Here is a 13,112-nt window from a genome sequence, read left to right as displayed (position 1 = left end):
CGAAACTTTTTCACCGCTACCGGTGTGTGGGAGGCGCTTAGAGGCCGACAATCCGGGCGGGAACGCCCACTGCCGTGGCCGATGGCGGAATGTCCTTGAGCACAACGGCGCCGGCGGCAACACAGCAACTGTCGCCGATTCGCACATTACCCAATATTTTGGCTCCGGCGCCGATAACGACGCTATTACCCACCTTGGGATGGCGATCGCCGCCGGCTTTTCCTGTTCCTCCCAGCGTCACCGAATGCAGCAGGGAGACGTTGTCGCCCACCGTCGCCGTTTCACCGATGACAATCGCGTGAGCATGGTCGAGCATGATGCCTTTGCCCAGCTTGGCGGCCGGATGGATATCGATACAGAAGAGTTCTGATACCCGACTTTGGATGTGATAGGCCATTTCACGTTGCTGATGCCGATACAGCGCATGTGAGATGCGATAGGCTTGCAATGCGATAAACCCCTTGAAGAAAAAAAATATCTGTACCGTACTGTGGCAGGCGGGATCGCGTTCGTAAACCGCGCGCATGTCCGCCAGCGCGGCGTCGACAATGTCGGGCGCACGTTGCAGCGTTTGTTCAACAACGTTTCTCAGGCTCGTCGCATCGATATCGTCATTGGCCAGTTTCAAGGCCAGGCGGTTTGCGAGCGCCTCGTTGAAGGTGGCATGCTGCAATACTCCTTGCTGCAGGAGTTTGCTCATCGCCCCTTCTCTTTCGGCCAAGGCTTTTGCCTCTTGCCGGAGCTGTACCCAAAAGGGGTCGGAGACCGTCAGGTTCGGGAAAATGGCATAGTTCATCAATCGCATCTTTTTTCCTCGTCGCGTTATAGCGATAAAACGCCCGGCAAACGCCGGGCGTTTTTCATCAGTTTACCGTGGGCAGCCCCATGCACTCCGCCAGGTCATCAAGGGCCTGATACAGGGCATCGATATCAGCCGTCGTGTTGTATAGATAGGCGGATGCTCGCAGGATCTCTCCACCGGCCAGGGTGCTAACGAAAGGTTGCGCGCACAGATAACCGCTGCGGCACATGATGCCGTAGGCGTCGCTGAGCAAGCGGGCGATTTCTCCGACCGAAACGCAGTCCGAGAACTTGAAGGCGCCTATGGCATGGCGGTTTTCACCGTCGGCGGGGCCGATAAGTTTGAGGTAAGGGCGAGAGGCCGCCCCGGAAAGCAGCGCGTTGACCAAACCTTTGTCGTGTTCACGCCGCGCCGTCTCATCGAAGCCGGCTAACAGACGAAAAGTCGCGCCGGCGCCGATGACGGAAGCAATCGCCGGCGTGCCGGCCTCGAGATGATAGGGCGCCCGACGATTGACCTGACCATCGGCATCCACCCAGTCAACCGTACCGCCACCGAATTGCAGCGGTTTAAGTGCATCGAGGCGATGTTGGTTCGCGTACAAAAAGCCCAACCCGGTTGGGCCCAGCATTTTGTGTGCGGAGAAGGCGACAAAGTCGGCGCCCAGCGTGTGGAGGTTGAGACGGCCGTGCGGGAGAGACTGTGCAGCGTCCAGCACAATAACGGCATCGCTTTGTGTGCGGATCATCGCGATCATCTGCTCAATGGGATGCACAACGCCGGTGACATTGGAGCAGTGCGTCAGGGCGACCACTTTCGGCCGTTGCGCGAGCAGCGTCTGGAAATGATCCAAATCGATCCTGCCCTGATCATCGGTTTGGATGAACCTCAGGGTGGCTACTTGTCGCCAAGGCAATAGTTGGGAATGATGTGAATCGACACCAGCGATAACCAGATCCGATTTTCTCAGCGCCAATCCTTGCGCCACGATGTTCAGCGCATGGGTCGTATTGTGGGTAAACACGACTTCGTTAGCCTGTGCGCTGACGTAGTCCGCTACTGCGAGGCGCGCGGCTTCATAGGCATTGGAGGCTTCATCGGAGAGACGGTGTTTGCCGCGATGGATATTGGCACCGTTCTGGCTGTAATACTCCGTTACGGCGTCAATCATGACGCGCGGCTTTAGGGTAGTCGCGGCGCTGTCGAGATAGTTGAGAGGCCGTCCGTCTATTTCCTGCATCAGCGCAGGGAACTGACTGCGGTCAATAAAATGATTCGTCATGGATGAGATGCCCCGTTATATCTTGAAATGCAGGATTGGAATTTTCCGCTGCGTTCGCAGGCGATGTAATCCACGGCTTCGAAAATGATGTCGCGGGTTTGGCAAAGTGCGCTGATGCGCTGTTGCAATGCGAGTAGCTCAGACGATGATGCTTGATTGAGGATATAGCGAAAACGAAGATTCCCGAGCTCGTCTTGTTCCAACTTATATAAATCGATCGCTGGGCAATCGGCCACCGCCAGATCGACCTCGGCAGGCGTCACTATCGCCCCGTTTTTACCGATGACGTTGTGGGTGGCGCGCCCTTCGATGTTGACCACCGGCAAAGTGGCGCCACAGGTGCAGGGTTCCGACGATAGACGGTACAGGTCGCCGGTGGCGTAACGAATGCGCGGTAGCAAGCTGTCATCAATGGTGGAAATGACCAACTCGCCGACTTCATCCAAGGCCGATTCCTGCTCCCCGCTTAAAAACTCCAGGAAAAAATCTTGGTTGTTGATGTGCAAACAACCGTGGTGGCATTCGAAACCGAGGTAACCCAGTTCCGACATGCCCAGCATGTTGCCGATTGGCGTTTCGTCACCGAAGAAGCGCCGAATTTGACGTCGTGCAACCTGCGTCAAATGGGTATAGCCACAAACGATATGCAGCTTGTTGGTGGTGACGATAGTGCGTCCCAACTTGTCGGCCTCTCGAGTTAAAAAGGCTAAATGCGTCGGGTCCACCACCAAAATTTCCGGATCGTAGGCGGCGATTTCGTCCAGCGCCTGCTTGATCATCCTGGCGGGGGTCGCCAATAAGTCGTGAGCGACAGGCAAGACCAGCGTGCCGTCGGCCAGCGTGCGTTCCTCCATGGTTGTCAGGCCGATGCCGCACTCTACGTCAGAGCAGTTAGGTGGGGCATAGCGGCAAATGCGCGGCCGGGCACCAGGGCGCCACAGTGCGTTGAAGTTTGCATTGACGCCCATACTGGTGGCCTGTCGTCGCGCCAGGTCATAGGAAAGGATCGCGCTGTTCAAACGTTCTCCTGAGGTCCCAGAACTTTGAAAGCGCATCACATGCGGCCCGGTCAGTGTAAATCCGGCAGCTAACACCCCTGACGGATAGTTGCGTCGATAGTGCATTTTGCGTGTGACGGGGATGCGTTTAAAGTTCGCCAGGGTTTTAATGTCGTCGGGCCGTAGGCCCGACGCTGCCATGTGAGCTTTAAAAAATTTCACATTTTCATAAGCGTACGCCACTTCACGACGTACATCTTTAAATGAACCTGATTCGCTCATGTCATTGCCACCATGATGTTGCGCGGCGGCGTAAATGGTCGCCGGCCGTGGGAAATGGTTTCGTTATCCAAAATCAGAATGTCGCCCTGTTCCCAGTCGAACAGGATTTCTTCTTGTTGATAGGCTTGTCGAATCAGCGTCAGGTCGGTTGACGGGATAGGACTGCCGTCGCCAAACAGGGCATTGCGCGGCAGCTCATGCTCGGCGAATTCGCGTCTTAACTCACGTTCCGCCTCCGCCGGCAGATTGCTGATATGGAACAGATGCGCCTGATTAAACCAGATCCCCGCCCCCGTTCGCGGGTGGGCAAGGGTCGCCTGACAAATTTGGCGTGTGCGCAGGCGTCCTTCCCCCAACCATTGGCATTGGATGTCGTTCGCTTGGCAATACGCCTCAACCTCCGCCTGATTTTCCGTTTGGAATACCTGCTGCCAGCTGAGATCCAAACCTTGTCCAAAATTGCGCACGTACATCACGCCATGGGCTTCAAAACGCGCGCGCAGGTCTTCCGGCAGGCGTTCATAGACCCCCTGACTGTCGGCAAGCGGAGTCTGCCCTTGATCGCCTGGTTTGACGGCGCAGTGGAAGAACAGCCGCTTGGGCCAACTGCGGGTGTAGGACATCTCATTGTGTTGGGGAATATGCTGGTCGGCCGGATACTCGGTCGAGGTGTATATCCCTTCGCTGATATTGCTGCGCGGCGTAGAGCGGTGGGTGTATCCCAACAATGCGCCTGCCGACGTTTGCACAAAGGCGCGAAAAGCCGCGACATCCGCGACCTTGAAGCCACGCAGCAAAACGGCGCCAGATTCGGCTAACAGACTGGCGATATAATCCCAGCTGTTTTGCCCCCACTCAGGGGCGGATAGGTTGGCTAGCGCCGGGCGCAGCATGACACCTTTAGCGCCGGCATGGGTCAGTGGTGACGCGGTGACCAGACTGGTGACGGATACGCCTTGGCTCTGGCGCCGTCGGGCGAATAAACCGCTTGCTGTTTCGTTCATTTTGCCAGTTCCTGAGAGTGTCGTTGTTCATCAATGTTGCGGCTGAGGCCGGCTACGGTCGCATCCATAAAAACGCTGCGCAGATTGAACGGAATATCGAAGGTGGAACGGATTTGAGCGACCAACTTTGTGGCGATTAGCGAATGCCCACCGATATCAAAGAAGTCGTCGTGTATGCCTACACGGTTGGCCAGCAGCAACTCCTGGAAAATGGCCGCGACACTTTTTTCCGTTTCGCTTTGCGGCGCGACATAGTCATCGGCGTTGGCGGCGATAAGCGTATCCGGCGCCGGTAGCATGCGGTGATCGACTTTGCCGTTGTGGTTTAACGGGAAGCGGGAGAGCGACACGATTTGAGAGGGGATCATGAAATCCGGCAGGTAAGCGGCGAGATGCTCACGCAGCCAATCGGCATTGCCGTTGTCGCCGCTTTGCAGAACCACGTAAGCCAACAGATGTGCACTGCCGGATTCGCCTTGTTCAACGACGCAGCTGTCCAAAACCTCCGCATGTTTGCGCAGCGTGCTTTCTATTTCGGCCGGTTCTACCCGGAATCCGCGGATTTTCAACTGACGGTCGATACGGCCAAGAAACTCCAGGCTGCCATCGGGAAGCCTGCGAACTTTATCCCCTGAACGGTAAAGCCGGGCATTGGATCGCGGGCTCCAGGGATCGGCGATAAAGCGGGGACGCTGATCTTCAGCGCTTTGCACATAGCCGCAAGCGACCGTCTCGCCGCCAATATATAACTCACCCGCGACGCCCACGGGAAGCAATGCACCATGCGGGTCGACGACATAGCAGCGGGCATGCGGCAAGGGGGTACCGAGGGGAACGGTGGAAGCCAGCCTGGCGTATTTATCCGACGCTACCTGCTGCGCAATGGCGCCCACGCAGGTTTCGGTTGGCCCATAATGATTGTAGATGCGACAACCGTTCGCAAAATCGTTGAACAGGCGCCACATCCCCCAACTTAACACCTCACCCCCCAGCAATAAGGCCTTGCCAGGCATCAGGCGCGCCGGCGTGTCCGCCAGCGCGAATAAAGATGCCATATGAGAAGGGGTCAATTTGAGGACGTCATACTCGCTTTGCTCCATATAGCGAATTTGCTCCTGAATATCCTCGGCGTGCGTGAAAGGTGAGATGTCGATGCAGCCACCGGTGACCAGTGCGGGGAACAGGGTGGTATTACCCAAGTCGGTGGTGATGGGGCCAATGGAGAGATAGGTGAGCGCTGCGCCCAGTTCCGCACGCTCAATAATGCCGGACACATAGTTCTGCAATTGATGATGAGCGATCTTGACGCCTTTCGGCTCTCCGGTAGAGCCGGAGGTGTAGAGCACATAAGCGAGGCTGTCGGCAGACGCGGTGAATGGCAGCGCGGAGTCATCCAGCACGCTAATGTCATTCCACTGCTCATCCAGCGCCATCACGGGGAGGGTGAGCTGCGCCTGGCGGTGTTGCGCTTGAGCGACAAGCATCAGTGCCGGCCTGGTTTGCTTCAGGATGATCTCCACCCGCTGCTGGGGCAGTTGAGGGTCGAGAGGGACATAACAGGCTCCGGCTTTGTGGATGGCGATGATAGCCGCCAGCGCCAGATCGCTGCGCTCAAGCATCAGGCCGACCGCTGCGCCCTGTTCCACCCCATTGTTCAGCAAATGGCGAGCCAACTGATTGGTGAAGGCATCCAGCTCGGCATAGCGCCAAATTCGCGAGTTGTACTTTAACGCCGGCGCATCGGGAGTCTGCGACGCCTGGCGGCTGAAAGTATGGTACCAACAACCGAGGGCCGGCGATGACGACAACGCGTTATGGGTGTTTTCAATCAGAATGCGTGTTTCATCGTCAGTCATAAGCGGAAAGCGATCGAGCATGGCCTGTGGTGTCTTGAGCAGCGCCTGCAGCGTGGCGCGGAACGCCTGCTCAATCGTTGCGATCCCTGCCGTATCGAAGACGCCTTGCTGTATCTGCAACACAAGGTGGAGGCGTTCACCGGCATTCACCTGCAGAGATAATCTGCAGTGTTCCGGTACAGGGATGGCGGTACGGTTTTCCCAATGTAGCAGGGGTGTTTCGATTGCCGACGCCGCATTGAAGAATTGATAGCCGATCTCGCTGGCTGAATGAACATCACCCGGCTGGCGGCCGTCTTGCTGCTCGCTCAGTCGCAGTGCTTGCTGACAATGTTCAGCGAACTGCAGCAACGTCATGTCAGCGTTGGGCTGCGCGATCGTAGGCACTGCATATTCGAACCGACCCAGAGCCTGTTGAAGTTCCGCAAAAGGGCGGCCGGCCAGGTTCGTGCTGAGCACAAAGCGGTCGGGATATTCCGCTATGCGCCATAACGCAGCACTCCAACAAGCGTAAAGCAGAGCGCGCAGAGACAAGGCGTTTTCTGTTGCCAGCGCTTGTAGCTGAGATTGTGTTTCCATCGTCAGCGTTATGGGGCGGCATTGCCAATCCTGGCTGTCGGACTTGAATTCGAGAGGCAGACGCAAAGAAGGGATGGGCTCGACATGAGTAACGGTAGTTTGCGGGGGGAAATCCTCGCGCTGCCATTGGGCAAAGTCGACGTATTGTACAATGGGGGACGACGTACCAGCCTCACCGGTATAGAGGCGACTCAACGCCACCATCATCGCGTCGGCGGAGGCATAGTCCAGGCTGGCGGTGGGCAGTGAAATCACCAGCGTATGCCGGTCGGCTGTTATGCGGTAAAGCGCGGCTTTGAGAGGCCGTTCTCTGGCTGTGGGACTTGCGCATGCCGATGCCGCTTCTTCCTCGTTGAACGGGTTAACGTCCGAAGGCTCACCGTCAGCCATAATCAGTTCGGGCTGATAGGGATCATTGATGACCATCAGCACATCGCTGTTTTCTCCCAATACGTTTCTGAACGACGTTCGCAAAATCTCATGTTCATTAATCAGTGTGGACAAGGCCGCGATTAAACGGTTGGGGTCCAAAGATCCTGACAGAGAATACGTTGCGCTGAAATATTGCGGGCTATTTCGGGTAGTTTGCTTAATCAGCTGTTGCTGCTGAAAAGACAGGGGAAACCCTTCCCAGTTATTCTCTGGTAATGCCATGTTTTCTGCAGTTTTCATGTTTTTTATTACCCGTTAATGGTTTTGTTCCAAATGGACAAGTGTTTTTCACCCAGATATTCCGCGACTAACTCCCAAAACATGCCGTATTCCGCCGGCAGATTTAGACAGGTGTGATATTTCTGCGTAGGGGTGTGCGCCAATACGTCCGCCAGCTTTAAAGCTAACAATGCTTGGAAATGACTTACTGAAACGTTGAGCGTTTGACCGTTCCTGCGATCCTTCAAACAAGGTTGCCCTTCCGGTTTGAGGATATTACGGAAACTTTTACTCAATGATTCGTAACTCATGACGGAGAAGTGATAAACCAGCTGCTCGGCGTTTTCACCGATACTGGCTCTGACAATTTCCCTTTGAGATGACGGAATGTCACCAATCTCATCGGTATGTAATCCCTGTGTGCCATATGCGCCGTGAAATAATCCGGATAAGCATATCGTCTCGTCACATTCCATTTCCCTGAGAAGATGGTGTGTTCGTATTAAATGATTCATTAGTGGCTCATCTAAATGAGCCACTTTATGTGCGCCCAACTTCACCAGCTGCGGCTGGTATTGCGCGATAAGCTTGGCATCTGCATCCATCATTTTTTCCTGTCAATAAGATCAGTCGTTGGCGGTGATTCGTTGTTTTCTTTGTTGCATTAGGCGTTGTCGGCCAGAGAGCCGCTGTTCGGTTGCCTGAGATGCGCCCGCTGCATCGTTCTCTATGTTGCCGGCCAGCCATTCGGCGAGGCTGCGCAAAGTGGTGTACTGAAAGAGCGTGACGATGGGGATCGTGCGGTTCAACGCGTTCTCCAGCGTTCTGTGTGTCCTTATCAAGCTGGCGGAGTTGCCGCCGAGATCAAAAAAGTTATCCGTAGCGTTCAGGGCCTCGCAGTTAAGTTCGTGCTTCCAGATATCGGCGATCGTCGTCTCATAGTGCCCTGTCGGGGGGGCGTGCCGATCGCCGCCGCCGTTCATCGTTATTGGCTCCGGAAGCCGCTGCTTATCCAGTTTGCCGTTGGCGGTTAAAGGAAATGCTGACAGACAGGTGAACACGGCGGGGATCATGTATTCGGGTAATTTGGTGCGCAGATTGGCGCGCAGCCGTGCAATCGCCTCCTGATTGTGTTCCTCGCTGACGATATAGGCGCACAGCCAGAGGCGATGACGTTCACCTTTAACCACGACACAAGCGCCGTTTATTCCGGGTTGCGTGAGTAGCGCAGCTTCGATTTCGCCCGTTTCAATGCGGTATCCATTGATTTTTATCTGCGTATCTTGCCGTCCCAGGAATTCGATGGTGCCATCCGGAAAGAATCGGGCTCTATCGCCGGTTCGATACATTCTGGCGGTTGGCGTCAGGCCATATGGATCGGGCAGATAACTGCGCGCCGTTTTCTCTTGATCGCCGAAGTAACCTTCGGCCAATACCTCGCCGCCGATAAACAGATCGCCCTCGACCGCGATGGGAACGGGCTGCAGTTGCTTATCCAGTATGTAGTAGCGAGCATTTTGAATCGGTTTGCCGTAAGGGATGCTGCTTTGCTCCGGCGCTACCCGCTCGATGATAAAGAAGTTGGACCAAATGACGGCTTCAGTGGCGCCGCCCAAGCCAACCAGCTGCAGGTTGGGGAACGTCTTACGCAGCTTGTCCGGCAGCGATACGGGGATCCAGTCGCCGGACAAGAAGGCCAGGCGTAATGATGGAATCGGGTACGGCGGGAAATAGGGTTCGCATTGATCGAGCGCGATGGGCGCTGAGTTCCAGAAGGTGATGCCCTCTGCACAGACGATGTTGGCCAGTGTACTCGGATCCTTGGTTTCGTCTCGGCCGGCGAGGCGAATCGTTCCGCCTGCGGCAAGCATTCCCAGCAGATCGTAGACGGACAGGTCGAAGGCCAGTGACGTGACGAACAGCGACTTGTCGCTGGTGTTCACGGTGAAGGTCTTGTTTACCCACTCGATCAGATTGATTACCGGTTTATGCCTGACGGCGACCGCCTTGGGATCGCCGGTCGTTCCTGATGTAAAGATGATGTAAGCCAGTGCGTCCGATGTGATGCGGCTCTCCACGGGAGTCGAAGGCCAGGAGAGGTCCTCGCTTATCGCGACGTGCACGTGCGCCAACGAGGTGGGCGCTTGTGCGATCAAGGCGGCGGCGGTATCGGCAAACAGCGCGTCAGTTGCGATACCGGTGATGCCGGCGATACGGATCATCGCTTGAAAACGAGCTGGAGGGCTGGCGGGATCGAAGGGCACATAAACACAGCCCGCTTTCAGAATAGCCAACATGGCGATGACCATCGCCGGGCTGCGATCGCACAGGATAGCGATGCGTGCGCCGGCGTCGAATCCCTGGGCCAGCAAATAATGGGCCAAACGATTGGCACGCGTATCCAATTCAGCGTAACTCATCGCGTTCTGCGCATTGCATAGCGCGATGTGGTGAGGTGCCTGACTGGCTTGTGCTTCGAACAGCTGATGCACCAGCCGATCGCCGGCATAATCGCATTGCGTGGCGTTCCAGCCGTCGAGCATGTTGTGGCGCTCATCGTCAGAGAGCAAAGGCAGGGTAGTGACGACGGCCTCATCGTTTGCGAGCGCTGCACTCATCAGCGTGAACCAATGGCCGATCAGGCGCTGAACCGCAGCATCGGTAAAGCGTTCCGTGTCGTATTCGAGATTCAGCTCAAGGCCGCCGTTGCTGAGACGGAAAAAGAAGCCCAGGCTGAAACGGCTGGTCAACAAGTCGATGGGCAGGTGGCTGGAGCCGGTATCCCTCATCGTCCACAGCGGCTGTTCTTGCTGCAGCGATAGCATGACGTTGAGCGCCGGCGTGCCATTGGCGGTGCGTAGCCCTTTGACGTTATCGAGCACCGTTTCATAAGGAACCTGGCCGAACTGCATGGCTTCCTGGGTACGTTGCCTGGCCTGACGCAATAATTCACCGACGCGCGGCTGGTGCCGCATATCGCCGCGCAAAATAACCGTATTGACGAAATTACCGATGGTTGCGGCAAAATCGTGGTTGTTTCGCGTTTGCAGTGGTGCGGTCAGCAGGACATCGTCGGTATCCGCCAGGCGTCCCAAATAAGCCCAAGTCAGCGCCAGCAACCCGTGGAACACAGAGACTTCGTGTCGGCGGCAAAGTTGAGAAAGCGCGATGAATTTATCTTCTGGAATGGGGACGCTTAACTGGCGACCTTGCCCCCGTTCCTGGCGCGGCAGCGGCCGATCGCAGGGAAGTTGCGGGGCGGCCGGTGGCTCGGCCAGCTGTCGTTGCCAATAAGCCAGAGCCTCGGTTTGCCGGCTTTCACATTGCGTCAGCCAGTGGCAATAGTCCTGGTAGCTGAGGGGGGCAGGAGAGGCATCCGAAGCCGTATTCTCATAGGCCGCGGAGAGTTCGGCCAGCAAGATGTCCATGGAGCCGTCAACGGCGATGTGGTGCGTCAGCAGCACCACCAGATGCAGGTCTTGCTTGATCTTGAGGGCCAGCACCTTGAACGGGATTTCTTCGGTCAGATCGAACGCCGTGCGAGCGAAGGCGTTCGCGCGGTTCCTGGCCTGTTCCCAGGCTGCTTTTTCATCCCATTCACACAGGTTTTCATGATGAACCACCGGCGGGTAGGTTTGGGCGACGCATTGCTGCAGACCCTGCGCGCCTTCGGCATAGCGCGTACGCAAGATGGTATGTTGCATCACGACTTGTTCCGCTGCGTTGGAAAGACGGCTTATATCCAGTGGCCCCACGATTTGAAAAGCGGCGGGAATGTTGTAACGAGGCGAGCCCGGCAACAGTTTTTCCAGCATCCACATTCTCGATTGCGAGGGCGAACAGGGTGCTTCGAGAGTGGTTTGTCGCGTATGGCCGACGCACGGCGGCGCATCGGCGTTTTTCGTCCATTGTTCAATAAGCCGTGCCTGACGCGAGAGCGTATCGGCAGCCAGGAGCCGTTCTATCGCAAGGTCAGCAGAAAACTGCTTTTTGATCTCATGAGCCAGTCGGGCGAGCAGTAAAGAATGCCCGCCGAGACCGAAGAACGTATCGGTGCGATAGACGTCAGCACAGTCCAGCAACTGGCGCCAAAGTCCAGCCAACGATAGCTCTGTGGCGCCTTCAGGCGCTTGGCCCGCACGATTTTCATGTTGCGTTCGGCAGTGTCTTAAGGCACCTCTGTCAATTTTTCCGTTAGGCAAACGGGGAAGTTCATCGAAGGCCATCCACTCCGCCGGCAGCATGTAGACCGGCAGTTGGGTTGCCGCCCAGGCGATAATGGCATGACGATCCGCCGGAGAGTGCAGCTCCAGTGCGCAGCGTAAAGATTTGCCCTTGTTCGCTGATTCGACCACCACCACCGCCACTTCTCGCACACCGGGATGCCGACGGAGCACGGCGTCAATCTCACCGATTTCGATACGATGGCCGCGGATCTTGACCTGGTCGTCGCGACGCCCGAGGTAGAGCAGGCGTCCATCTTCAAGCTGCTTGCCATAATCGCCGGTGCGGTACATGCGCGCCCCTTTGGGGCCGGCGGGGTCGGGCAGGAAGGCGTCGTTGAGTTCTGGACGATGGTAGTAACCGCGAGCGACGCCCGGGCCAGCCACGTAGATTTCCCCCGTTTCTCCCGGCGCTACGGCGTTGCCTTCTGCGTCAAGCAGATAACAGCGTCGGCCCGTCAGTGGTGTGCCGATGGTGGGATGCGGGTCTGAGGCCAAGACTTCACCGCCGGTGGAGTAGGTCGTATCTTCCGAGGGACCATAGAGATTAAAGATTTTTGCCGTCGGGCATTGTCGCCTGAGCGTATGCACCAGGTGCATCGGCAGCGGTTCCCCGGCTAAGTTGATAATCGGCAAATGGGATGGCAACTCGCCGATTTTAACCATCTCGTTGATGACCGAAGGTACGGTATTGAACAGCGTAATATCGTCACGCTTGTGCCACTGTAATAACGCCAGGGGATCTGCCAGCATATGCACGCATCCGCCCTGAGTAAGCGGAGCAAAGATTTCAAAGACGGAGAGATCGAAGGTGATCGACGTGCCACAAGCGACCTGCGACAGCTGTTCGTCAGTATAGGTTTGGTGGGCCCAATCGATAAGCGACAGGGCGTTGCCGTGTTCGATCATCACCCCTTTGGGAACGCCGGTGGAACCGGAAGTAAAGATAAAGTAAGCCAGTTGAGTGGCACAGGTGTTGCGCTGCAGTATCGCTTCGTTGGGGCGCCCGTTTTCGTCGATGAAAACGGGCGTAATGGTGTCGGGCAGCCTGCTCGCTAGCGCCGTTGTTGTAATGACGTATTTGGCCTGGGCGATCTCCAGCAACAGTTCGGTGCGCGCCTGGGGATGCTTGGGGTCGAGCGGCAGATAAGCGCAATCCGCCGCCATGATGCCCAACAAGCTGGCGGGGATATGGCGATCGCGCGGAAGATAGACGCCGACGGCCGTCTCTTTCGCCAGATTAAGCGCGGACAATTGCTGTGCGATGCTCAACGCGGCATGCCGCAAGCATTGATAGTCCATGATGCCGCTTTCGTCGATCACGGCCGGGCGTAGTGGCGTTGCCATCGCCTGATTAAAGACGGCTGCGTGCAGCGTATGGGATTGCGTCTGGTTTTCCGGTCCAATACCTTTCATGCTTTGCATTGTTAACCCT

General features: G+C 56.5%; 7 protein-coding genes. All 7 read right to left on the bottom strand.

Annotated features, from left to right (window positions below; translation table 11 throughout):
* Positions 1 to 37: 37 nt before the first annotated feature.
* The 7 genes from cysE to ITX55_RS09380 are packed head-to-tail and all read right to left on the bottom strand — an operon-like array spanning position 38 to position 13,102.
* Positions 38 to 805 (bottom strand): serine O-acetyltransferase, encoded by a 768-nt coding sequence (cysE, locus tag ITX55_RS09410; protein WP_049866655.1) that lies wholly within the window; start codon positions 803 to 805, stop codon positions 38 to 40.
* Between the two features lie 58 nt (positions 806 to 863).
* The gene (locus ITX55_RS09405) at positions 864 to 2,084 is read right to left on the bottom strand and encodes an aminotransferase class V-fold PLP-dependent enzyme (RefSeq protein ID WP_042783829.1); all 1,221 of its coding nucleotides are present in this window, start codon (positions 2,082 to 2,084) and stop codon (positions 864 to 866) included.
* The gene (locus ITX55_RS09400; protein WP_108680265.1) at positions 2,081 to 3,364 is read right to left on the bottom strand and encodes a phenylacetate--CoA ligase family protein; all 1,284 of its coding nucleotides are present in this window, start codon (positions 3,362 to 3,364) and stop codon (positions 2,081 to 2,083) included. The genes ITX55_RS09405 and ITX55_RS09400 overlap by 4 nt, the downstream gene beginning before the upstream one ends.
* Positions 3,361 to 4,368: a TauD/TfdA family dioxygenase gene (locus tag ITX55_RS09395; protein WP_033651136.1), complete on the bottom strand. Its 1,008-nt coding sequence runs from the start codon at positions 4,366 to 4,368 to the stop codon at positions 3,361 to 3,363. The genes ITX55_RS09400 and ITX55_RS09395 overlap by 4 nt, the downstream gene beginning before the upstream one ends.
* Positions 4,365 to 7,475: an amino acid adenylation domain-containing protein gene (locus ITX55_RS09390; protein ID WP_182074110.1), complete on the bottom strand. Its 3,111-nt coding sequence runs from the start codon at positions 7,473 to 7,475 to the stop codon at positions 4,365 to 4,367. Before ITX55_RS09390 ends, ITX55_RS09395 begins: the two co-directional genes overlap by 4 nt.
* 8 nt (positions 7,476 to 7,483) lie before the next feature.
* Positions 7,484 to 8,062, bottom strand: coding sequence for a DUF6817 domain-containing protein (locus ITX55_RS09385; protein ID WP_049866656.1), 579 nt, complete (start codon positions 8,060 to 8,062; stop codon positions 7,484 to 7,486).
* Between the two features lie 18 nt (positions 8,063 to 8,080).
* Positions 8,081 to 13,102: a non-ribosomal peptide synthetase gene (locus ITX55_RS09380; protein ID WP_223085014.1), complete on the bottom strand. Its 5,022-nt coding sequence runs from the start codon at positions 13,100 to 13,102 to the stop codon at positions 8,081 to 8,083.
* Positions 13,103 to 13,112 lie beyond the last annotated feature (10 nt).

The sequence above is a fragment of the Serratia sp. EWG9 genome (assembly GCF_019913725.1).
Lineage (GTDB): Bacteria > Pseudomonadota > Gammaproteobacteria > Enterobacterales > Enterobacteriaceae > Serratia > Serratia ureilytica.
The sequence above is the reverse complement of the archived record's forward strand: the minus strand, read 5'-3'. Positions and strand labels throughout refer to the sequence as shown.

What these genes read in the sequence shown, in the direction of transcription:
- ITX55_RS09390 (WP_182074110.1), bottom strand. Translation starts at nt 7,475, where the DNA reads ATGAAAACTGCAGAAAACATGGCATTACCAGAGAATAACTGGGAAGGG.
- cysE (WP_049866655.1), bottom strand. Translation starts at nt 805, where the DNA reads ATGCGATTGATGAACTATGCCATTTTCCCGAACCTGACGGTCTCCGAC.
- ITX55_RS09400 (WP_108680265.1), bottom strand. Translation starts at nt 3,364, where the DNA reads ATGAGCGAATCAGGTTCATTTAAAGATGTACGTCGTGAAGTGGCGTAC.
- ITX55_RS09405 (WP_042783829.1), bottom strand. Translation starts at nt 2,084, where the DNA reads ATGACGAATCATTTTATTGACCGCAGTCAGTTCCCTGCGCTGATGCAG.
- ITX55_RS09380 (WP_223085014.1), bottom strand. Translation starts at nt 13,102, where the DNA reads ATGCAAAGCATGAAAGGTATTGGACCGGAAAACCAGACGCAATCCCAT.
- ITX55_RS09385 (WP_049866656.1), bottom strand. Translation starts at nt 8,062, where the DNA reads ATGATGGATGCAGATGCCAAGCTTATCGCGCAATACCAGCCGCAGCTG.
- ITX55_RS09395 (WP_033651136.1), bottom strand. Translation starts at nt 4,368, where the DNA reads ATGAACGAAACAGCAAGCGGTTTATTCGCCCGACGGCGCCAGAGCCAA.